This window comes from Delftia sp. BGA-UO-ETr-SB1, from assembly GCF_059567865.1.
The window spans coordinates 1,552,413-1,574,569 of the sequence record NZ_JCAQOW010000004.1; the positions used below are offsets into that span (position 1 = coordinate 1,552,413).

Sequence of the window (22,157 nt, forward strand, 5' to 3'; positions counted from 1 at the left end):
GGCAGGGGCGCCGGCGCACATCACCCCAGCCGCAAGCGGTTGCGGCGCGTGCCCTGCCTCACAGCTGCTGCTGCACCTGGGCCAGCGCGGCCGGATCTTCCATGGTGCTGAGGTCGCCCGGGTCGCGCCCCTCGGCCACGGCCTGCATGGCGCGGCGCAGCAGCTTGCCGCTGCGCGTCTTGGGCAGCGCACTGACGAAGACCACGCGCGAGGGCCGGGCCACGGCGCCCAGGCGTGCATCGACCAGCTTCATCACATCGGCCTGCAGCGCCGAGCGCTCGGCCTCGCCCTCCAGCGCCGTCCGGGGCACGGCAAAGGCCAGCGCCACCTGGCCCTTGAGCGTATCGGCCACGCCGACCACGGCGACTTCGGCCACCTGGGGGTGGGCGGAGATGCATTCCTCGATCTCGCGCGTGCCCAGGCGGTGGCCGGCCACGTTGATCACGTCGTCCGTGCGGCCCAGGATGAAGAAGTAGCCGTCCTCGTCGCGAATGCCCCAGTCGAAGGTGCTGTAGACCATGCGGCCCGGAATGCTCTTCCAGTAGGTGTTGACGAAGCGCTGATCGTCACGCCAGACGGTCTGCATGCAGCCCGGCGGCAGCGGTCCCTCGATGGCCAGCACGCCCTTTTGCCCGGCACCGAGCAGTTCCTCGCCCGTGGCCTCGTCGATCAGTTTCACGTCATAGCCATAGACGGCCTTGCCGGGGCTGCCGAAGCGCGTGGTCTGCTGCTCCACGCCGTTGCACAGCGTGAGGATGGGCCAGCCGGTCTCGGTCTGCCAGTAGTTGTCGATGATGGGCTTGCCCAGGGCCTGGCTGATCCACTGCGCCGTGGGCTCGTCCAGCGGCTCGCCGGCCAGCCACAGCGCCTTGAGGCTGGAGATATCGTGGCGGCGCAGGTACTCGGCATCGTGCTTCTTGAGCACGCGGATGGCCGTGGGCGCCGAGAACATGTGGGTGACCCGGTACTTCTCCACGATGCTCCACCAGATGCCCGCGTCGGGGCGTATGGGCAGGCCCTCGTAGAGCACGGTGGCCATGCCTGCGATCAGCGGCGCATAGATGATGTAGCTGTGGCCCACGACCCAGCCGATGTCGCTGGTGCAGAAAAAAGTCTGCCCTGCCTCGGCCCCGAAGATCAGCGGCATGCTGGCGGCCAGCGCCACCGTGTAGCCGCCCGTATCGCGCTGCACGCCCTTGGGGCGCCCCGTGGTGCCGCTGGTGTAGAGCGTGTAGCTGGGGTCGGTGGATTCCACCCAGGTGCAGGCGACCTGGGCGTCGGCGTGCAGCGCACGCAGGCTGGTCCAGTCGTGGTCACGGCCGGCGCGCATGGGCGCAGGCGCCAGGCCACGGTCCACGATGAGCACGGCCGCTGGCTTGTGGCTGGCCAGTTGCAGGGCCTCGTCCAGCAAGGGCTTGTAGGCCACGACGCGCCCGCCGCGCGAGCCCGCGTCGGCACTGACGATGACCTTGGGCTCGGCATCGTCGATGCGCGAGGCCAGCGCCGCCGAGGCAAAGCCGCCGAACACCACCGAATGGATGGCACCCAGCCGCGCGCAGGCCAGCATGGCAAAGGCCGCCTCGGCAATCATGGGCATGTAGATCTGGACGCGGTCGCCCTTTTGCACGCCCAGCGACTGCAGCACGGCGGCCATGCGCTGCACCTCGGCATGCAGTTCGCGGTAGGTGTAGACCTTTTCCGTGCCGGTCTCGGTGGAGATGGCGATCAGCGCGTTCTGGTCGGCGCGCTCGGCCAGGTGCCGGTCCACGGCGTTGTGGCAGAGATTGGTCTGCCCCCCGACAAACCACCTTGCAAACGGCGGATTGTCGTAGTCGCAGATGCGCTGGGGCGGCACATGCCAGTCGATGCGGCGGGCCTGCTCGGCCCAGAAGGCATCGCGCTCCTCGATGGAGCGGCGGTGGAAATCGTCGAAACGCGGGGCCATTGTCTGTCTCCTGTCGTTGTCATGGATTGGTGGCTTCTGAATTCATAATTATTCATAATGCGCTTGCCAAAAGCTGACAACTCCGCGCTGCGCGGGCAGACAGGCCCCTTCAAACTCAGAAGCTGTAGCGCAGGCCGACCGAGATCTCGCTGGAACTCAGCTTGGCGCGCATCTGCTCATCCTGCAGGCCACGGACATTGGTGAAGTTGTTGGCGCCGCTGTGGGTCTTGCCCATGCCCACATAGCGGTAGCCCAGGTCGATGCTGACCTTTTGAATCGGCGAGTAGCTGACGCCAAAGCCCAGCGCATAGGCAAGATTGTTCTGGGAATCGCTGAAGTACTGGCGATTCGGATTGCCTTGCCAGCCGCTGGACTGCAGGTGGGCCAGGCCCAGGCCCGCCGTGCCGTACACGGAGAACTGCGCGTTCAGGGGGAAATCCTTGTACGCATTGATCATCAGGCGCTGAGAACGGATGCTGTGGTGATTGAAACTCGTGGGAAAGCGCGTGGAGCCGCTGGTGAATTCGTTGCTCCTGGGCAGGGTGTACTCGGCTTCCAGGCGCCAGTCCGACGGGAGCTGATAACCCAGGGCCAGAGAGCCGCCTGTAGCGCGGCGACTGTCGTCGCCAGGCACGAACTGCCCCAAGCCGGGGCGGGCGCTGGAGTCCATATCGTGGGCCTTGTAGTTGGCGGAGTTGATGCGGACGGCGCCATAGAAATGGTCGGCAGCCAAAGCGCTGCCCGAGGCGGTCAGGATCAGGGCGGTGAAGGTCAGAACGTGCTTCATACAGTCTCTCTTGGGGGAATGCCGCCACTGTAGAAAAACGCCCTGCCCGCGCCTATTCGGCCGGCTACGCACGCAGCTCCGTAGAACTACGCGGTGCAGCGACGGCCCGCCTCCCGAGAACAGACAGGTCACCATGAAAAAAGGCGCTCCAAAGAGCGCCCCAAGACGGCGGAACCAGGAACCCGTACCTTACTTGACCAGAGCAAGCAGCTCCTTGAAGGCCGGATGCTCGCAGCTGCGCAGCCACTCGAAGGCCACCATCTCCGTGGTAACCAGCTCGGCACCTGCTCCGGCCAGGCGGTCGAAGGCGGCATCGCGGTTGCGCTCGGTGCGCGAGCTGCAGGCGTCGGTGACGACCCAGACATCGAACTCATCTTCCAGCAGCTCCAGCGCCGTCTGCAGCAGGCAGACATGGGCTTCACAGCCGGCAATCACCACCATGCTGCGCTCGGGCGCCTGCTGCTGGGGCTTTTGTAGGTGCTTGGGCAGGCTGCGTGCATTGCCGCCCTGGGGCCGTGCAGGAGGACGCAGCCACTCGCCCAGGCCCTCGGCCACGGCGCTGAAATGCATCTTGGACAGGGTCCGGTCGCACAGCGCGCGCAGTTCGGCGTCGTTGGCGCCCAGGCGCGAGGGGTTCTGCTCGGTACCGAAGACCGGCACGTCCACCAGCTGCGCCAGGCGCGCCAGCTTCACGGCATTGGCCAGAACTGCCGGTCCCTCGAAGATGGCCGGCATCAGGCGCTCCTGGTAATCGACGAGTACGAGCTGGGAGTCGGTGGCTTCAAGCAGCATGGCGGATCTTTCTTGGGAATATGGGGCGGCGCGGGCCGCCCTTCTTATAGAGGACAAAAGGGAAAGCTTTCCATTGTCGCAGCTTGCGTGCGCTCCCTGCCGCGCAGCCCGGATTCCTGAGGTAACTCAAAAACCCAGGCTTTCGGGGGTCTTATCGAATTTGTCCTACGTTTTTGCGTGGTAATCTCGCGCCCCATGTCCCGATGGCTTATTGCACTCCTGTTTGTCAGCGTCACGGCACACGCGGCTCCGCCCGAAATGCGTGACGACGATATGAACCAGCTGCTGGTCAACCGCAGCCTCATCTCGCAGCTGCGCGAAGCCCGCCACCACATGGCGGAACGCACTTCCGACTTCGTCAAGGAAGCACGACAAAGCGTCGCCGAAAAGACCTCCGATCTGGTCGTGACCGCCATGGGCTTCATCGGCGTTCCCTACCGCCGCGGCGGCAACAGTGCCGAGACCGGCTTCGACTGCAGCGGTTTCGTCCGCGCCATCTACTCCGAAACCCTGGGCAAGGTCCTGCCGCGCCGCGCTGACCAGCAGGCGCAGGCCACGGAAAAAATCGACAAGAACGAACTCAAGCCCGGTGATCTGGTGTTCTTCAACACCATGCGCCGCACCTTCAGCCATGTCGGCATCTATGTCGGCGACGGCAACTTCATCCATGCACCGCGCACCGGTGCGCAGGTTCGCGTGGAAAGCATGCAAAGCGCGTACTGGGCCCGCCGCTTCGATGGCGCCCGCCGCGTGCAGGACGCCGACGGCCTGGGCCTTGACGCCAGCAAGGCCGCTCTGGCCCTGCAGATGCAGGCAAGCCAGCTGCAGTGATCGCAGCGTCTTTTGCGCCAATCCACAAACGCCTGCACATGCAGGCGTTTTTGTTTTTCAGGGCCCTGCTCTGGCTTCGTCCCAGGTTGAGATGCTGTCCGACAGGGCCACCCGGTGCCGGGCCCTAGAGTCGCGGCATGGAAGCTTCAGTTCGGAGAAAAGCATGATGTCCTTGATTGGTACCCTCATCGTTGGCCTGGTCGTTGGCTTGCTGGCGCGGGCACTCAAACCCGGCGATGACAGCCTTGGCTGGATCATGACCATCCTGCTCGGCGTGGCAGGATCGTTTCTTGCCAGCTACGTCGGTGTCGCGATGGGTTGGTACGAGGCCGGGCAACCCGCCGGCTGGATCGCCTCCATCGTGGGCGCCATCGTCATCCTCTTCATCTACAGTCTGGTGCGCAGCAAGAGCGCACGCTGACCCCCTGCGCGCCAGCCGCATCCGCCGGCTGGCGCATTTTCTTGATCGACATCTGCCCCGTCTTCACTGGCACGCATGATCTTTCGCACATCGGACAAAACCCCTCCCCCTCCACCACCGCGCCAAGATGTGGCGCAGGCGGCCGAGAGCGCGCGCAAGTTGCTGCACCGGCGTGCGCTGGTCGGCGCAGCAGCCAGCAGCCTGCCCATTCCGGGCCTGGACTGGCTGGTGGATGCGGCACTGCTGGCGCGGCTGCTGCCGCGCATCAACCGCGAATTCGGCCTCACACCCGAACAGTTGGACAAGCTGGAACCCGGCAAGCGCGAGCAGGTGCAAAAGGCCGTGGCCATGGTGGGCTCGGTGCTGATCGGCAAGCTGATCACGCGCGACATGGTGGTGCGCCTGGCGCGCGCGGCCGGCATGCGCATGACGGCCACGCAGGCCGCCAAGTACGTGCCGCTGGCAGGCCAGGCCGCAGCGGCAGCGCTGGGCTATGCCACGCTGCGCTATCTGGGCGAGCGGCATATCCAGGACTGCATTCGTGTGGTCGAGCATGCAGAACTCGACATTCCCTCGCGGCTGGATCGCACGGCGCGCTAGGTCGAGCAGACAGGTCAGCAATTGGAAAAGGCCAACAAGGCCGACAAGGCTGGCAAGGCCGACAGGACCGACAAGGACGGGCGCGAGGCCGAGCCCGCCCCCGAGCCTTCCGGCAAGCGCCCGCGCTTCTGGCGCCAGCCCGATCGCGGCCCCTGGGGCCGCTCCCAGTAGACGGCTATCAGCCCAGGTCCGACGCCTGGTGGCGCTCGGGCACCTGGGTGGCTTCATCTCCCCAGGTACGGTTCACGCGGCGGCCGCGCAGCACGGCCGGCCTTTGGGCAATCTCCCTGGCCCAGCGCATGACATGCGTGTATTCATGGGCTGACAGGAACTCGGCCGCGCCATACACCTCGTTGAGCACCAGGGCCCCATACCAGGGCCAGATGGCGATGTCGGCAATGCTGTAGTTGGCCCCTGCAATGAACGGGTGCAGGGACAGCTGGCGATCAAGCACATCGAGCTGGCGCTTGGTCTCCATGGTGAAGCGGTTGATGGGGTACTCGAACTTCTCGGGCGCATAGGCATAGAAATGCCCGAAACCGCCGCCAAGGTAAGGTGCCGACCCCATCTGCCAGAACAGCCAGTTCAACGTCTCGGTGCGCGCAGCGGGCTCGGCAGGCAGCAGCGCACCAAACTTCTCGGCCAGGTACAGCAGGATGGAGCCTGACTCGAACACGCGCACCGGCGGCTCGACGCTGCGGTCCACCAGCGCCGGGATCTTGGAATTGGGATTGACCTCGACAAAGCCGCTGGAGAACTGGTCGCCTTCGCTGATGCGGATCAGCCACGCGTCGTACTCCGCGCCGGCATGGCCAAGCGCCAGCAGCTCCTCCAGCATGATGGTGACCTTCACGCCGTTGGGCGTGGCCAGCGAATACAGCTGCAGCGGCTGCTGCCCCACCGGCAATGCCTTGTCATGGGTGGGACCGGCGACCGGGCGGTTGATGTTGGCAAAGGTGCCGCCCGAAGGCGCTGGCTGCCATACGGCGGGCGGGACATAGGTGGAGCTGTCGGTCATGCAGGATTCCTGTGGTTCGCGGGCTGGGGAGAGGTGCCCGGCTGAAAGTGATTGTCCCGTCACCGGCGCGCTCTTGCCGGCGTGCGCGGAACGCCGCCACGGCGCCCGGGGATTTGCCACAATCGCGGCATGACTGCCGCCCCCACCTCCGCCCGCCAGTTCTGGCTCATGAAGAACGAGCCCGACGAATTCTCCATAGACCACGCGCTGGCCGCGCCGCAGGCCACCATCGCCTGGGACGGTGTGCGCAACTACCAGGCGCGCAACTTCATGCGCGATGCCATGCAGGTGGGCGATGGGGTGCTGTATTGGCACTCCAGTTGCGCCGAGCCCGGCATCTACGGCATCGCCCGCATTGCAGGCAACCTGCGCGTCGATGCCTCGCAGTTCGACCCGCGCAGTCCCTACTACGACCCCAAGTCCTCGCCCGACAAGCCACGCTGGCTCACGCTGGACGTGCAGGCGCTGCGCAAGACACGCACGCTGCAGATCGCCGAGCTGCGCGAGCATCCCGAGCTTGCCGGCATGCGTGTACTGCAAAAGGGCAACCGCCTGTCGATCACGCCGGTCACGCCCGAGGAATGGGCCTTCATCGAAGGCCTGCTCCAACCCGCCTGACCTGCCGGCCCGCTCCGCCGCGGGCTGCTTTCTTACAAGCAAGAAGCTTCTCTCCTGCACGCCGGACCTGCACCGGCCGCTATGCTTTTGGGCATTTGCGAACCTGGATTTCGCATGCTGGAGGGAGAATCTTCGTGCGTTGGCGAAAAGCAAAAGCAAAAACACCCCCTGGAACTCCCAAGAGCGGCATGGCCGCTGCGCCCGGCCGCCTGCGGCTGGCGCTGCGCGACGCCATCGCCGCCTCCCTGGGTGCGATGCTGGCCTGGGAGCTGTCCCACTACCTGCTCGGCCACCCCAAACCCGTCTTTGCCGCCGTCACCGCCCTGGTCTGCCTGGCGCCCGGACTGCCCAGCCACCTCAAGCAGACCTGGGGTCTGGTGCTGGGCTGCGCCATCGGCATCATCGTCGGCGAACTGGCCTGGCTGCTGCCCGACACCATTCCGCTGCTGCGGCTGAGTCTGGCCTCGCTGGTCGCCCTGTCTCTGGCCGCCATGCTCGGGCAGCCGCCGGTCGTCCCGATACAGGCGGGCGTCTCCGTCGTGCTGGTGCTGAGCATGGGGCCGAGCGCCGCGGGCGAGACCCGGCTGGTTGATGTACTGGTGGGCGCCGGTGTCGGCCTGATGTTCAGCCAGGTGATCTTCACGGCCAATCCGCTGCGCGCCGTGTCGCGCTCGGCAAGCGCCTTGCTGGGCCAGCTGGCCGAGGGGCTGGAAGCCACCCTGCGTGCCACCGCCACCCACGACACGCCCGATGCCACCGTCGCGCTGGGCCAGCTCACGCGCAGCAGCGATGCGCTGAGCGCACTGCGCGCAGCCATGGTGGAGGCGCAAAGCGCCAGCCGCTGGTCCCTGCGCGGCCGCCTGGGTGGCGCGGGGCTGCAGACCATCACCGGGCGCTATGACCGCCACGCCGTGCGCCTGTATGCCAGCGCACTGCTGCTGGGCGAAAGCCTGGTGCGCGGCATGTCGCATGACAGTGGCCTCATGCCGCGCGCCATCGTGCTGCACTGTGAATGGCTGGTCGATGCCTGCCGCCAGCTGTCCGCCAACGGCAACGTGGTGGCCCTGCAGCCCGATGACGCCCTGGCCCAACTGGCCGCATCCGCTCCCCAGGCACCCGCCCAGCCGGTACCCCAGGCCTGGCTGCCCGCGCTGGACCATGCGCAGCAGATGGAAGAGGCCCTGAAGGCGTTGATAGGCTCGCGCGACGCGTGATCAGACTGCAGCGCGCCCGCGCGGCGCTGCAGCCGCACCGCTGATGCGCCCGATCGCGCCAGCCAGCCACCAGCCCATGGCGCACATGGCCGCCGTCACCACCCAGGTCCACTGCCATCCCCCCGCCTGCACGGCCACGGCCGCCACCAGGGGCGGGCCTGCAAACTGCCCCACGCTGGACCATTGCTGCATGAAACCCACCGTGGTCGATACCGTGGACTCATCGGGGGCCAGCCGCACTGCCATGGAAAACAGCGTGCCCGGGATCAGCCCGCCCGCCGCCGAAAACAACACCACCGCCACAAAGCGCAGCCACAACGGCGCCAGCGGTTGCCCCTGCCATTGCAGATAGGCCAGCAGCGCACACGCCGCCATGCAGCCAAAGCCCAGGCGCAAGGCGCGCGTAGCGCTCCAGCCGCCTTGGAGCAAACGGCCCGAGGCCACATTGCCCACCATGTTGGCCAGCGCCACCACGGCCGTCAGCGTCCCCGACAATGCGGCGCCCAGGCCCGCCTCGGCATAGACCGTGGGGAGAAAGCCGATGACGGCCATCCACTGCCCTGAATACACGGCAAAGGCCACAGCCACGCACCACGGTCCGGGGCTGCGCAGGGTCAACGCCAGGCGAGGACGCCAGCCACCGCCCGCCACCGACGCGCCAAGGGGCACCGGCCTGTCTGCCGGCACGCCACACCAGACGGCGACCCATGCGAGTGCCGAGATCAGCCCCAACAGCAACCACCATGCGGGCCAGGATGCCCAGGCCATCACCCACGGCCCCAGCAGCAAGCCGATGGCACTGCCCAACGGCATATAGGTGCCCCACCAGCCCATGCGCGCGCTCAGATCGCTTGGCGCCACGCAGCGCCGGATCAGACCCGGCCCCGGCATGGCCACCAGCAAAAAGCCCAGTCCCTCCACGGCACGCAAGGCCAGCAGCGCTGCGAACCCCGTAGCGGTGGCGCCAAGGGCGCTGGCACCCGCCATCAGCAGCAGGCCTGCCAGCATGCTGCGCCGCAGCCCCCAGCGGTCTGCACCCAGACCCACCACCAGGCCCAGCACCATGCCGGCCACCTGCACGGTGGAAAGCAGAAAGCCGGCCTGCAGCAGGGACAGGCCCAATTGCTGCTGCAGCACCGGCACAGCCGGCGGCAGCTTGCCTACATGCAGAGCCGCGCTGACGCCGGCCGCCACGACGATCCATGAGGGATGCACCCCCTGCTTCGTTGTTTTCACTGGATGCTGTCTCCCGGGGGCGCATGCCATGCGCCCTGTCGCTGATGTGTGAAGTATCGAAAGCATAGGCCAAGCGGCGCCTGCAAACAGCACTCTTCTTACCCGCCGACCCGTCTGTATGGAGGCACACTGAAGGCCTGGATCAACCCCCGAGGCCTTGCGCATGCGCTCATCACTAGATTTCAGCTCCTGGTCTTCGCTGCTGTCCACGGTGTTGGGCCTGCTGCTGGTCACCTGCCTGATGATGGGCATTCGCCTGCTGTTCATGCAGACCGTGCAAAAGCGGCGCGAGCGTGAAAACCGCCAGATCAACGAACGCCTGAAGTCGCTTATCGCCGCCTACAAGACGCTGGGCGGCTCCTTCACGGGCACGCTGCATGTGAATCCCCTGCACCTGCGCGATCTGCGCAGGCCCGCCGCCGACGATGCCGACACCGATGCACCACCAGCTTTTGGCAGCGAGCGCCAACGGCGCATTCGCGATGCGGTGGAAGCCGCGCTGTCCGATGTCATCTTGCTCGGGACGCAAGACCAGGTGCGCATGGCCGCCCAGGCGGCCCAGGACATGGTGGCAGGCCAGCCTGTCGAGACTGCGGCACTCGTCACTTCGCTGCGCGCCTTCATCCGCGAAGCGCTGGATCTGGAGCCGATCCCCGACAGCCTGCGCGTTCCCAACCAGGGCCCCACGCGTCCGGGCGGCACGGCGGGCGGGGCGCGCAAAGGTGGCGCGGAATCCGGCGCTTCGAGCAAGGGCGGTGGCGGCGGCGGTGGCGGCGGTGCCGGCGCAGGAATGGGCGCCGCAGGCATGGGCGGCCTGGGCATGGGAGCAGGCCTTGGCGCCGGCATTCACCATGGAGACGATGGCACGCCCCCACCATGAACACCTGCCGTGCCGGGTCGAACCGCAAGCCACTGGGACGCCGGCCCGCTTGCCGGGCGAACATGACACTCGCCAGAAACAGCCAAGCCTGCGAGGTACCAGATGGCACCCCGCAGGCCTCGCATGCCGGGCAGCAGCCGCCTGCTTGCCCGTCCTCCCCCACCAATTCCTGTCAGACCATCACCACATCACAGCCGCAGCTTGGCCGTTGCCAGCAGCAAACCAAACCCCACCAACATGCCGCCAAAGGCCCTGTCTATCCAATGCCGCACGGCCAGCAGCCGCGCACGCACCCGCTGAGCCGAAAAGCACAGCGCCACGATGCAGAACCACGCCACATGGGCCAGCGAGATGAATCCGCCATATGCCAGCTGCGTGGCCAGCGGCGTGTCCTGTCCCACGATCTGCAGGAACAGGCTGACCACGAACACCGTGGTCTTGGGATTGAGCGCATTCGTCAGAAAGCCCGTGCGCAGTGCCGCCATGTCGGAGAGCGCGGCCACGGGCTGGTTGGGCAAATCGCCCTCCGGGCGGCTGCGCAGCATGGTCACGCCCAGATAGATCAGATAGGCTGCACCCAGCAGCTTGACCACGTCGAACAACCAGGTGGACTGCTGCATGAGCAGTCCGACCCCGAGCAAGGTATAGCCGACATGGACCAGCACTCCCAGGCCAATGCCCAGCGCCGTGAGCAGGCCCGCGCGGCGCGAGCGCAGCAGGCTGTTGCGTGTGACCATGGCGAAATCCGCCCCTGGGCTGATGACGGCCAGCAAGGTAATGGTGACTACAGCTATCCATTCGGTCATCGGTTATCCATTCGATTCAATGCAACGCGCCGGATAGTATTGGCCTTCCATGAAAATGCATAACGATGTTTTCTGACACAGTTGGTGAACTCAACTCACATACCCCGAGCAAGCGGCTGCCGTCGCTGCAGGCCTTGCGTTGCTTCGAAGCGGCCGCCCGGCGGGAGAACTTCAGCAAGGCGGCAGAAGAGTTGCACCTGACCCATGGCGCCATCAGCCGGGCCGTGCGCCTGCTGGAGGACGATCTGGGCGTGACCCTGTTTGACCGCCGCAGCCGCCGCGTCTTCCTGACCGAGGCAGGCCGCCACCTGGCCCAGGCCGTGCACGAAGGCCTGGAGCGCATGCGCCAGGCCACGCAGGAGTTGCGCTCGCGCGCGCAGCAGGCGCGCCGCTGGGTGCTGTCCTGCGAGCCCACCTTGCTCATGCGCTGGCTGATCCCGCGCTGGCCCCAGTTCCAGGAACAGCATCCCGAGTTGCAGCTGCACCTGATGGCGGGCGGCGGGCCTTTCTCTTTCGCGGACGGCATCGATCTGGCCATACGGCGCGATGACTTCTCTCCGCCAGCGGGCTGTCATGCCGAGACCCTGTTTGCCGAGCGCATAGGCCCGGTCTGCCGGCCCGAGCGGCTGGCGCAGTGGTGCACGCGCTCCGACGAGGGGCATGCCACCGGGCTGCGCCCGGAGGCGCCCTTGCTGCAAAGCCGCACCCGCCCGGGGGCCTGGTCCACCTGGGCAGAGCACAGCGGCCAGCCGCCGCCGTCGGGATCCCAGCTGCAGTTCGACCATTTCTATTTCAGCCTGCAGGCCGCCGTGGCAGGCATGGGACTGGCCATCGGACCCTGGCAACTGGTGCGCGACGACATCGCCAACGGCGTGCTGGCAGCGCCCATGGGCTTTGTCGAGGACGGTTCGCGCTACTGCCTGCTGTCCCCCGCTCCGCCCACGCCAGATGGCGTGCACGACCAATTGCTGCAGTGGCTGCGCGCCCAGGCCTGAACAGGTCTGCCCTCTTTGCCGTGCCTGTGTCTGGACCGGTTTCCGGGCTGATGTCTGTGTCCTTATCTGCGTATCCCAAAGCAGAAAGGCAGCCGAAGCTGCCTTTCTGTTCTTGCCTGGCCTGAACGCCAGGCCTTGCGCTTACTTGCGCTGCGGCGGCAGGTCCGTGCAGGAGCCGTGCGCCACCTCGGCCGCCATGCCCAGGCTTTCGCCCAGCGTGGGGTGAGGATGGATGGTCTTGCCGATGTCCACGGCGTCGGCACCCATTTCGATGGCCAGCGCAATCTCGCCAATCATGTCGCCCGCATGCGTGCCGACGATGCCGCCACCCAGGATGCGGCCATGGCCGTGCGCCTCGGGGCTGTCGTCGAACAGCAGCTTGGTAACGCCTTCGTCGCGGCCATTGGCAATGGCGCGGCCCGAAGCCGTCCAGGGGAAGACACCCTTTTTGACCTTGATGCCCTGGGCCTTGGCCTGGTCCTCGGTCAGGCCCACCCACGCCACTTCCGGGTCAGTGTAGGCCACGCTGGGGATCACGCGGGCGTTGAAGGCGCTGGCAGCCAGCTCCTTGTTGCCCTGCAGTTCACCGGCGATGACTTCGGCGGCCACATGGGCCTCGTGCACAGCCTTGTGCGCCAGCATGGGCTGGCCCACCACGTCGCCGATGGCGAAGATGTGGGGCACATTGGTGCGCATCTGGATATCGACTTCGATGAAGCCGCGGTCCGTGACGGCCACGCCGGCCTTCTCGGCAGCGATCTTCTTGCCGTTGGGTGTGCGGCCCACGGCCTGCAGCACCAGGTCGTAGACCTGGGGCTCGGGCACGGTGATGCCGTCCTTGGCAGGCGCAAAGCTGACCTTGATGCCTTCGGGCGTGGCTTCGGCACCCACGGTCTTGGTGTTGACCATGATGTTGTCGAAGCGCGGCGCGTTCATCTTCTGCCAGACCTTGACCAGGTCGCGGTCGGCGCCCTGCATGAGGCCGTCCATCATCTCCACCACGTCCAGGCGTGCGCCCAGCGTGGAGTAGACGGTGCCCATTTCCAGGCCGATGATGCCGCCGCCCAGGATCAGCATGCGTTTGGGCACGCTGGCCAGGTCCAGCGCGCCGGTGGAGTCCACCACGCGCGGGTCCTTGGGCATGAAGGGCAGGTGCACGGCCTGGCTGCCGGCAGCAATGATGGCGCGCTTGAACTGCACGATCTTCTTGCTGCCGGTCTTTTCCTGGCCGTCGCCCGTGGTCTCTTCCACCTCAAGGTGGTTGGCGCCGACGAAGTTGCCGTAGCCGCGCACCACGGTGACCTTGCGCATCTTAGCCATCTGGCCCAGGCCGCCGGTCAGCTTGCCGATGACCTTGTCCTTGTGTCCGCGCAGCTGGTCGATGTTGACCTCGGGCGCGCCGAACTTGACGCCGGCCACCTCCAGGTGCTTGACCTCGTCCACCACGGCGGCCACGTGCAGCAGTGCCTTGGACGGGATGCAGCCCACGTTCAGGCAGACGCCGCCCAGGCTCTTGTAGCGCTCGACGATGACCACATTCAGGCCCAGATCGGCCGCACGGAAGGCTGCCGAGTAGCCGCCAGGACCGCCGCCGAGCACGACCACGTCGCAGTCGTAATCGGCCGCGCCACCGGCATAGCTGGCTGCGGCCGGAGCGGGAGCCGATGCTGCGGGCGCTGCAGCGGCAGGCGCCGGAGCCGCCGCTGCAGGGGCCGGTGCTGCCGCCTGGGGTGCGGCGGCCGCTTCGCCAGCGGCCTCCAGCGTCAGGATCAGGCCGCCTTCGGCGATCTTGTCGCCGATCTTGACCTTGAGTTCCTTGACCACGCCGGCATGGCTGGAGGGGATCTCCATGGAGGCCTTGTCGGACTCCACGGTGATCAGGGACTGGTCCTTGGCGACGGTGTCACCGGGCTGGACCAGCAGTTCGATCACGCCCACTTCGGCGAAGTCGCCGATGTCGGGCACCTTGATGTCGATGATTGCCATGTGTCGGGCCTCCGTTTACAGCAGGATGCGGCGGTAGTCCGCCAGCACTTGGCCCAGGAAGGCATTGAAGCGCGCGGCCGAGGCACCGTCGATGACACGGTGGTCATAGGACAGCGACAGCGGCAGCGTCAGGCGCGGCACGAATTGCTTGCCATCCCACACCGGCTTCATCTGGCCCTTGGACAGGCCGAGGATGGCCACTTCGGGGGCGTTGATGATGGGGGTGAAGTTCGTGCCACCGATGCCACCCAGCGACGAGATCGAGAAGCAGCCGCCCTGCATGTCGGCAGCGCCGAGCTTGCCGTCGCGGGCCTTCTTGGCCAGCTCGCCCATTTCCTGGCTGATCTGCAGGATGCCCTTCTTGTCGGCATCGCGCAGCACGGGGACCACCAGGCCATTGGGCGTGTCGGCCGCAAAGCCGACGTGGAAGTACTGCTTGTAGACCAGGGTGTCGCCGTCCAGCGAGGCATTGAACTCGGGGAACTTCTTGAGCGCCGCAACCACCGCCTTGATCACGAAGGCCAGCATGGTCACCTTGACGCCGCTCTTCTCGTTCTCCTTGTTGGTGGAGACACGGAAGGCTTCCAGGTCGGTGATGTCGGCCTCGTCATTGTTGGTGACGTGCGGGATCATGACCCAGTTGCGCGACAGGTTGGCGCCGCTGATCTTCTTGATGCGCGACAGGTCCTTGCGCTCGACCGGGCCGAACTTGGCGAAGTCCACCTTGGGCCAGGGCAGCAGGTCCAGGCCTGCGCCGCCGCCGGAGCCACCCTTGGGGGCGGTCGCGGCCTGGGCCTTGGTCTGCACGGCACCCGCCATGACGGACTTGGTGAAAGCCTGGATGTCGTCGGCCGTGATGCGGCCCTTGTTGCCCGAGCCCTTGACCTCGTCCAGCGGCACACCCAGCTCGCGGGCGAACTTGCGTACCGAGGGCGATGCATGGGGCAGCTTGCCCGTGGGCGCCACGGTCGGGTTGTGCGCAGGCGCAGCGGCGGGAGCCGATGCTGCAGCGGCAGACACCGGAGCTGCAGCGGCCGGGGCAGCAGTTGCCGGTGCAGGGGCTGCAGCAGCGGGTGCCGGGGCCGCAGCCTGGGCTGCAGGCGCGGCAGCGCCCTGCACGCTCATCTGGCCGACCACGTCGCCCACGTTGACCGTGTCACCGATCTTGAGCGTCAGCGCCGTGATGGTGCCGGCCGCTGGCGACGGGATTTCCATCGAGGCCTTGTCGGACTCGACGGTGAACAGCGATTGCTCGGCCGTCACGGTGTCGCCGACCTTGACCAGCATCTCGATCACGGCCACGTCCTTGAAGTCGCCAATGTCGGGAATCTTGATGTCGATCTGCGTGGCGGCGCCCGAGGCCGCAGGCGCGGCAGCGGGAGCAGTGGCCGGTGCAGGCGCAGCCACCGGGGCCGGGGCTGCAGCGGCGGGGGCCGGTGCGGCGGCTGCAGGTGCCGGGGCAGCGGCTTCCGCCGACTCGACCACGGCAATGATGCTGCCCTGCTTGACCTTGTCGCCCATGTTGACGCGCAGCTCCTTGAGCACGCCAGCGTGGCTGGAGGGGATCTCCATGGAGGCCTTATCGGACTCCACTGTGATCAGCGATTGCTCGGCCTTGATCTGATCGCCGGCCTTGACCAGCACTTCGATCACAGCAACTTCGTCGAAATCACCGATATCGGGGACTTGAATTTCTACCAATGCCATATGTGTCTCCCGTTCTTACTCAAGCGTGCAGCGGGTTGATCTTGTCGGCCTTGATGCCGTACTTGGCGATCGCTTCGGCCACGGTGGTGGCGTTGATCTTGCCTTCTTCGGCCAGCGCGCGCAGTGCGGCAACCACGATGTAGTGGCGATCCACTTCGAAGTGCTCGCGCAGCTTGCGGCGGAAGTCCGAGCGGCCGAAGCCGTCGGTGCCCAGCACCTTGTAGGTGCGGCCCTTGGGCATGTAGGGGCGGATCTGCTCGGCGTAGGCCTTCATGTAGTCGGTGGATGCGATCACCGGGCCATTGTGCGACTGCAGCTGCTGCGTGACGAAGGGCACCTTCTGGGTGTCCAGCGGATGCAGCAGGTTCCAGCGGTCGGCGTCCTGGCCGTCGCGGGTGAGCTCATTGAAGCTCGGGCAGCTCCACACGTCGGCGGCAATGCCCCAGTCGGCCAGCAGCAGTTCCTGGGCGAAGAAGGATTCGCGCAGGATGGTGCCCGAACCCAGCAGTTGCACGCGCAGGCCGCTTTCCGGCACCTTCTGGCCGGGCTTGCACAGGTACATGCCCTTGATGATCTGCTGCTCGGTGCCGGGCGTGAGGCCGGGCATGGCGTAGTTCTCGTTGAGCAGCGTGATGTAGTAGAAGACGTTTTCCTGGTTCTGCACCATGCGGCGCAGGCCGTCCTGCATGATCACGGCGACTTCGTGGGCGAAGGTCGGGTCGTAGCTCACGCAGTTGGGAATGGTGTTGGCCAGGATGTGGCTGTGGCCGTCTTCGTGCTGCAGGCCTTCGCCGTTCAGCGTGGTGCGGCCCGAAGTGCCGCCCAGCAGGAAACCGCGCGCCTGCATGTCGCCGGCCGCCCAGGCCAGGTCACCGATGCGCTGGAAGCCGAACATCGAGTAGTACACGTAGAACGGGATCATGATCCGGTTGCTCGTGCTGTAGCTCGTGGCTGCCGCGATCCAGCTGCTCATGCCGCCGGCTTCGTTGATGCCTTCCTGCAGGATCTGGCCGGCCTTGTCCTCGCGGTAGTACATCACCTGGTCCTTGTCGACCGGGGTGTACTGCTGTCCAGCGGGGTTGTAGATGCCGATCTGGCGGAACAGGCCTTCCATGCCGAAGGTACGTGCCTCGTCCACCAGGATGGGCACGACGCGCGGGCCGATTTCCTTGTCGCGCAGCAGCTGCGTGAGGAAGCGCACATAGGCCTGGGTGGTCGAGATCTCACGGCCTTCGGGCGTGGCTTCAAGGATGGCCTTGAAGGTATCCAGCGCCGGTGCCGTGAATTGCTCGCTGGCCTTCACGCGGCGGTGCGGCAGGTAGCCGCCCAGCGCCTTGCGGCGCTCGTGCAGGTAGCGCATTTCCGGGGTGTCGTCGGCCGGCTTGTAGAAAGGCAGGTCGGCGATCTGGCTGTCGGGAATGGGAATGTTGAAACGGTCGCGGAAGGCCTTGATGTCCTCGTCGCCCAGCTTCTTGGTCTGGTGAACGGTGTTCTTGCCTTCACCGATCTTGCCCATGCCGAAGCCCTTGACGGTCTTGACCAGCAGCACGGTGGGCTGGCCCTTGTGCGAATTGGCGGCGTGGAAGGCAGCGTAGACCTTCTGCGAATCGTGGCCGCCACGGCGCAGGTTCCAGATCTCGTCGTCGCTCATGTGCTCGACCATCTTCAGCGCGCGCGGATCGCGGCCGAAGAAGTTCTTGCGCACGTAGGCGCCGTCATTGGCCTTGAACGACTGGTAGTCGCCGTCATTGCACTCGGCCATGATCTTCTTGAGCACGCCGTCCTTGTCCTTGGCCAGCAGCTCGTCCCAGCCCTTGCCCCACAGCAGCTTGATGACGTTCCAGCCGGAGCCACGGAACTCGCCCTCGAGTTCCTGGATGATCTTGCCGTTGCCGCGCACCGGGCCGTCCAGGCGCTGCAGGTTGCAGTTGATCACGAAGATCAGGTTGTCCAGCTTTTCGCGCGCGGCCAGCGAGATCGCGCCCAGCGACTCGACCTCGTCCATTTCGCCGTCGCCGCAGAACACCCAGACCTTGCGGCTTTCGGTGTCGGCGATGCCACGGGCATGCAGGTACTTGAGGAAGCGCGCCTGGTAGATGGCCATCAGCGGGCCCAGGCCCATGGACACCGTGGGGAACTGCCAGAACTCGGGCATCAGCTTGGGGTGCGGGTAGCTGGACAGGCCCTTGCCGTCCACTTCCTGGCGGAAGTTCAGCAGCTGCTCTTCGGAGATGCGGCCTTCCAGGTAAGCGCGGGCATAGATGCCGGGAGATACGTGGCCCTGGATATACAGGCAGTCGCCGCCGTGGTTCTCGTTTTCGGCGTGCCAGAAATGGTTGAAGCCGGCCGCGAACATGTTGGCCAGCGAAGCGAAGGAGCCGATGTGGCCGCCCAGGTCACCGCCTTCGGGCGGGTGCAGGCGGTTGGCCTTGACCACCATGGCCATGGCATTCCAGCGCATGTAGGCGCGCAGACGGCCTTCGATTTCCAGGTTGCCGGGACAGCGGGCTTCCTGCGAGGTCTCGATGGTGTTCACATAGCCGGTGTTGGCCGAGAAAGGCATGTCCACGCTGTTCTGGCGTGCGTGTTCGAGCAGGTCCTCGATCAGCTTGTGCGCGTATTCGGCGCCTTCACGGTCGATGACGGCCGACAGGGCGTCCATCCATTCGCGCGATTCTTGTTGGTCCAGGCCGGCGGGAACGCCTGCATTGCCTTGCGGGTCAGTCTGAGCTGTCATGGGAATGTCTCCTTGCAGAAGGTAGCGTCTTGGGGTCGAACCAGTGAGCGGCGCAGCGCGCCAACGCAGGCGGGTAGTTCACCACGCCTTGCGCGGCACAGACCCTGTCTGGCGAACTTGAAAATACCGATTCACTGCCTCAATGCTCGGCGAGTGTCGCATACTTTTTTCGAATTTCAAATGGTGCTTTTTGATTTCATAATTTGAAATTTTGCTGCAAACGCACATACAGTGAAGACCCCAAAGAACGTCGCCGAAGCGCCTCGGCGGCGACTCCAATACTCCTTAAAAACAGTCAGACTCTCCCCTACACTGGGCGCATGCAATCCTCCCCTTCCGAGCACGGCACGCACAGCCCTGCCCCCATGGCAGGCGTGGCCGCGCCAGTGCGCTGGTGGCGCAGCTGGTGGCGCAGTCTTTCTCCCACGCGCCAGGACCGCTTCGCGGCGCTCGCCCCCCTCGCGGCCGTACTGATGTTCATGGCGGCCATCGTGGCCTCCTTCTGGTACCTGCGCATGGAGGAGATCGACCGCGAGAAGGAAGCGCTGCATCGCGACGTGGAATATGCCCAGCAACGCGTGCGCCTGCGCCTGCTGGAGCGCCAGGAGCAACTGATGCGCATGGCGCGCGACATCGGCAACCACGACCTGGGCGAGTCCGACTTCGCCAGCCGCGCCGAAGCACTCATCAGCCAGTACCCGGAACTGCAGTCCATCACCTGGATCGATGCACAGCGGCGCATCCTGGCCAGCCAGTCCGCCCCCACAGTGAGCAGCGAGCAGCTGCGCATCCCGCGTGAAGTGCTGCGCGCCGGAGACGCGCTGGAGGCCTACCAGCTCGCGCGTGAGATGCAGCAACCCATCTACGTGCAGGGACTGGCCCACAAGGGGGAAGCCGCGCCGCTGCTGCAACTGCATGTGCCGCTGGCACAGGACGGCCGCTACATCGGCGAGCTGCTGGGCGAGTACTCCATCGACAGCCTGCTGCGCTATGGAACGCCCACCGAAATCATGGCCCGCTACGCCATGACCATGCTCGACAGCCGGGGCCAGGTGCTGGCAGGCACGCCGCTGACACCGCGCAAGCAGACCGCCACCGAACTGCTGCGCTGGCGCACCGTTGCCAACGAGGACGAGGCCCCCGTCGCTCCCGTCGGCAACAGTCTGGTGCTGCGTGCCCAGGCCTATCGCACCTCGCTGGGCGTGGTCGGCAGCGGCCTGTTCTGGCTGGTGGGCACACTCAGTGCGATGACGGCATGGCTGCTGCTGGCCACCTGGCGCCACACGCGCCGCCGCCAGCGCGCCCAGGAGGCCCTGGTCGCGGAAACCAACTTCCGCCGCGCCATGGAAAACTCCGTACTCACCGGCATGCGCGCGCTGGACCTGCAAGGCCGTATCACCTATGTGAATGCAGCCTTCTGCCAGATGACGGGCTGGAGCGAATCAGAGCTGGTCGGCCAGATGCCGCCCTACTCCTACTGGCCCGACAACGACTACGACAACCTGCACTCCAAGCTGCGCGAAGAGCTTTCGGGCAAGACCATCGTCGGCGGCTTTCAGGTGCGCGTGCAGCGCAAGAACGGCACGCAGTTCGATGCGCGCCTGTATGTCTCGCCGCTGATCGACGCCCATGGCCAGCACACGGGCTGGATGTCGTCCATGACCGATATCACCGAGCCCAACCGCATCCGCGAGCAACTGTCTGCCTCCTATGAGCGCTTCACCATCGTGCTGGAGGCGCTGGACGCCTCGGTGTCCGTCGCCCCGCTGGGCAGCGCCGAGCTGCTGTTCGCCAACAAGCTGTACCGGCAATGGTTTGGCTCACAGACCGATGGCCACCTGCAGCTCGTCGCCCAAGCCGGCGTGCTGCCCGTGCGCTCGCAGCCGCAAGGCATGGACGACGAGGACGGCCTCATGGGCCTGCCCACCGACTCGCTGACCAGCGCACGCAGCGAAAACGCCGAGATCTACCTGCCCGAACTGGGCAAGTGGCTGGAAGTGCGATCGCGCTACCTGAGCTGGGTGGACGGCCGCCTGGCCCAGATGGTGATCGCCACCGACATCACGCCGCGCCGCCTGGCCGAGGAGCAGGCCGATCGCCAGGCCGAGCACGCCCAGTCCGTCAGCCGCCTGATCACCATGGGCGAGATGGCCTCCAGCGTCGCCCATGAGCTCAACCAGCCGCTGACCGCCATCAGCAACTACTGCAGCGGCATGCTCACCCGGCTCGAAAAGGGCACGCTGACCGAAGAGCAGATGAAGTTCGCGCTGGAGAAAACCGCCCACCAGGCGCAGCGCGCGGGGCAGATCATTTTGCGCATACGCTCCTTCGTCAAGCGCAGCGAGCCCAACCGCACACTGGCCCAGGTCACCGACATGGTCAGCGAGGCCGTGGAGCTGGCCGGGATCGAGCTGCGCCGCCGCAATGTGCAGCTGACCTACCACGTGGCCGAGCGCATGCCGGCCATCATGGCCGACACCATCCTCATCGAGCAGGTGCTGGTCAACCTCATGAAGAACGGCGCCGAATCCATCGAGCAGTCGGGCCGCCCCAGCCACCAGCGCAACGTGGAACTGCGCGTGGTGCCGCGCACCATCGAGGACCAGCGCGTCATCGAATTCAACGTGCAGGACACCGGCAAGGGCCTGCCGCCCGAGGTGCTGGAACGCCTCTTCGAGGCCTTCTTCACCACCAAGAGCGAAGGCATGGGCATGGGGCTGAATCTGTGCCGCAGCATTGTCGAGTCCCACCAGGGCCGGATGCGTGCCGAGAACCTCTACAATGGTTCCGAGGTTGTCGGCTGCCGGTTTTCATTCTGGCTGCCGCTGGCCCCGCCGGGCGACGCGACAACGCCGGCAGCGACCATTGAACCCACAACAAGGACGATTGCATGAGCTTGATCCCGAAAAAAGGCACTGTGTACGTAGTTGATGACGACGAAGCGGTTCGTGATTCGTTGCAATGGTTGTTGGAGGGCAAGGACTATCGTGTGCGCTGCTTCGACTCGGCCGAGACCTTCCTCTCGCGCTACGACCCACGCGAGATCGCCTGCCTCATCGTCGACATCCGCATGGGCGGCATGACGGGCCTGGAACTGCAGGACCGCCTGATCGAACGCAAGTCCCCCCTTCCCATCGTCTTCATCACCGGCCACGGCGACGTGCCCATGGCGGTGAACACCATGAAGAAGGGCGCACTGGACTTCATCCAGAAGCCGTTCAACGAAGAGGAACTGCTGAACCTGGTCGAGCGCATGCTGGACCATGCCCGCGAAGCCTTTGCCGGCCACCAGCAGGCCGCCAGCCGCGATGCGCTGCTGGCCAAGCTGACCAGCCGTGAAGCCCAGGTGCTGGAGCGCATCGTCGCCGGCCGGCTGAACAAGCAGATCGCCGACGATCTTGGCATCAGCATCAAGACGGTGGAGGCGCACCGCGCCAACATCATGGAAAAGCTCAACGCCAACACCGTGGCCGATCTGCTCAAGATCGCCCTGGGCCAGGGCCAGACCGCTGCAGCGGCCAAGGCAGCCGTCGCCGGATAAGCCAAGACACCACCGCTTTTTTTCAAAGAGCTGCTAGCGCTTG

Annotated in this window: 19 protein-coding genes; 10 read left to right on the forward strand and 9 right to left on the reverse strand. The window is 65.9% G+C overall.

What is annotated here, in order from left to right; translation table 11 throughout:
• Positions 1 to 58: 58 nt before the first annotated feature.
• The 3 genes from AC57B5_RS07600 to AC57B5_RS07610 all read right to left on the reverse strand — a co-directional run bounded on the left by AC57B5_RS07600 (position 59) and on the right by AC57B5_RS07610 (position 3,524).
• Positions 59 to 1,945: a propionate--CoA ligase gene (locus tag AC57B5_RS07600; protein WP_496399171.1), complete on the reverse strand. Its 1,887-nt coding sequence runs from the start codon at positions 1,943 to 1,945 to the stop codon at positions 59 to 61.
• A 115-nt stretch (positions 1,946 to 2,060) separates the two neighbouring features.
• Positions 2,061 to 2,732: an outer membrane protein gene (locus AC57B5_RS07605; RefSeq protein WP_099733507.1), complete on the reverse strand. Its 672-nt coding sequence runs from the start codon at positions 2,730 to 2,732 to the stop codon at positions 2,061 to 2,063.
• A gap of 189 nt (positions 2,733 to 2,921) precedes the next feature.
• The gene (locus tag AC57B5_RS07610; RefSeq protein WP_063325974.1) at positions 2,922 to 3,524 is read right to left on the reverse strand and encodes an isochorismatase family protein; all 603 of its coding nucleotides are present in this window, start codon (positions 3,522 to 3,524) and stop codon (positions 2,922 to 2,924) included.
• 195 nt (positions 3,525 to 3,719) lie between these two features.
• Between AC57B5_RS07610 and AC57B5_RS07615 the strand changes: the two genes are divergently transcribed.
• From AC57B5_RS07615 to AC57B5_RS07630, 4 genes are all read left to right on the forward strand, one after another.
• Positions 3,720 to 4,355, forward strand: coding sequence for a C40 family peptidase (locus AC57B5_RS07615; RefSeq protein WP_012205793.1), 636 nt, complete (start codon positions 3,720 to 3,722; stop codon positions 4,353 to 4,355).
• 163 nt (positions 4,356 to 4,518) lie between these two features.
• The gene (locus AC57B5_RS07620) at positions 4,519 to 4,776 is read left to right on the forward strand and encodes a GlsB/YeaQ/YmgE family stress response membrane protein (protein WP_012205794.1); all 258 of its coding nucleotides are present in this window, start codon (positions 4,519 to 4,521) and stop codon (positions 4,774 to 4,776) included.
• Positions 4,777 to 4,851: 75 nt separating this feature from the next.
• Positions 4,852 to 5,376: a hypothetical protein gene (locus tag AC57B5_RS07625; protein WP_496399172.1), complete on the forward strand. Its 525-nt coding sequence runs from the start codon at positions 4,852 to 4,854 to the stop codon at positions 5,374 to 5,376.
• Positions 5,377 to 5,397: 21 nt separating this feature from the next.
• Positions 5,398 to 5,547 (forward strand): hypothetical protein, encoded by a 150-nt coding sequence (locus tag AC57B5_RS07630; protein ID WP_496399173.1) that lies wholly within the window; start codon positions 5,398 to 5,400, stop codon positions 5,545 to 5,547.
• Between the two features lie 7 nt (positions 5,548 to 5,554).
• On the opposite strand, the gene yghU is transcribed toward AC57B5_RS07630, so the two are convergent.
• On the reverse strand, positions 5,555 to 6,394 hold the full coding sequence (gene yghU, locus AC57B5_RS07635) for a glutathione-dependent disulfide-bond oxidoreductase (protein ID WP_496399174.1): 840 nt from the start codon (positions 6,392 to 6,394) through the stop codon (positions 5,555 to 5,557).
• 129 nt (positions 6,395 to 6,523) lie between these two features.
• Between yghU and AC57B5_RS07640 the strand changes: the two genes are divergently transcribed.
• Together AC57B5_RS07640 and AC57B5_RS07645 are read left to right on the forward strand one after the other, a co-directional pair.
• Positions 6,524 to 7,012, forward strand: a complete 489-nt coding sequence (locus AC57B5_RS07640; protein WP_034394174.1) for an EVE domain-containing protein — start codon at positions 6,524 to 6,526, stop codon at positions 7,010 to 7,012.
• Positions 7,013 to 7,200: 188 nt separating this feature from the next.
• Complete coding sequence (locus tag AC57B5_RS07645; protein WP_012205798.1) at positions 7,201 to 8,226, forward strand: FUSC family protein; 1,026 nt, start codon at positions 7,201 to 7,203, stop codon at positions 8,224 to 8,226.
• Here AC57B5_RS07645 and AC57B5_RS07650 read toward each other — a convergent pair whose 3' ends face one another.
• Positions 8,227 to 9,492 carry an MFS transporter gene (locus AC57B5_RS07650; RefSeq protein ID WP_496399175.1) on the reverse strand — a complete coding sequence of 422 codons (1,266 nt, stop codon included), beginning with the start codon at positions 9,490 to 9,492 and terminating at the stop codon, positions 8,227 to 8,229.
• A 133-nt stretch (positions 9,493 to 9,625) separates the two neighbouring features.
• On the opposite strand from AC57B5_RS07650, the gene AC57B5_RS07655 reads away from it, so the two are divergent.
• On the forward strand, positions 9,626 to 10,342 hold the full coding sequence (locus tag AC57B5_RS07655) for a hypothetical protein (protein WP_099751082.1): 717 nt from the start codon (positions 9,626 to 9,628) through the stop codon (positions 10,340 to 10,342).
• A gap of 188 nt (positions 10,343 to 10,530) precedes the next feature.
• Here AC57B5_RS07655 and AC57B5_RS07660 read toward each other — a convergent pair whose 3' ends face one another.
• Positions 10,531 to 11,148, reverse strand: coding sequence for a LysE family translocator (locus AC57B5_RS07660; RefSeq protein ID WP_099751083.1), 618 nt, complete (start codon positions 11,146 to 11,148; stop codon positions 10,531 to 10,533).
• 65 nt (positions 11,149 to 11,213) lie between these two features.
• Between AC57B5_RS07660 and AC57B5_RS07665 the strand changes: the two genes are divergently transcribed.
• Entirely contained in the window at positions 11,214 to 12,143 is a 930-nt protein-coding gene (locus tag AC57B5_RS07665; RefSeq protein WP_063325415.1) for a LysR family transcriptional regulator, read from the forward strand.
• Positions 12,144 to 12,284: 141 nt separating this feature from the next.
• Here the strand turns inward: AC57B5_RS07665 and lpdA are convergent, their stop codons facing one another.
• Genes lpdA through aceE form a run of 3 tightly spaced genes read right to left on the reverse strand, consistent with a single transcriptional unit; the run spans position 12,285 to position 18,573 of the window.
• Entirely contained in the window at positions 12,285 to 14,129 is a 1,845-nt protein-coding gene (lpdA, locus tag AC57B5_RS07670) for a dihydrolipoyl dehydrogenase (protein ID WP_034394189.1), read from the reverse strand.
• Positions 14,130 to 14,144: 15 nt separating this feature from the next.
• The gene (gene aceF, locus AC57B5_RS07675) at positions 14,145 to 15,836 is read right to left on the reverse strand and encodes a dihydrolipoyllysine-residue acetyltransferase (protein ID WP_496399176.1); all 1,692 of its coding nucleotides are present in this window, start codon (positions 15,834 to 15,836) and stop codon (positions 14,145 to 14,147) included.
• Positions 15,837 to 15,855: 19 nt separating this feature from the next.
• Positions 15,856 to 18,573 carry a pyruvate dehydrogenase (acetyl-transferring), homodimeric type gene (aceE, locus tag AC57B5_RS07680; protein ID WP_013802222.1) on the reverse strand — a complete coding sequence of 906 codons (2,718 nt, stop codon included), beginning with the start codon at positions 18,571 to 18,573 and terminating at the stop codon, positions 15,856 to 15,858.
• Between the two features lie 320 nt (positions 18,574 to 18,893).
• Between aceE and AC57B5_RS07685 the strand changes: the two genes are divergently transcribed.
• Positions 18,894 to 21,467, forward strand: a complete 2,574-nt coding sequence (locus tag AC57B5_RS07685; protein ID WP_012205806.1) for a PAS domain-containing sensor histidine kinase — start codon at positions 18,894 to 18,896, stop codon at positions 21,465 to 21,467.
• The gene (locus AC57B5_RS07690) at positions 21,464 to 22,114 is read left to right on the forward strand and encodes a response regulator transcription factor (RefSeq protein WP_012205807.1); all 651 of its coding nucleotides are present in this window, start codon (positions 21,464 to 21,466) and stop codon (positions 22,112 to 22,114) included. Before AC57B5_RS07685 ends, AC57B5_RS07690 begins: the two co-directional genes overlap by 4 nt.
• The last annotated feature ends 43 nt before the right edge of the window (positions 22,115 to 22,157 follow it).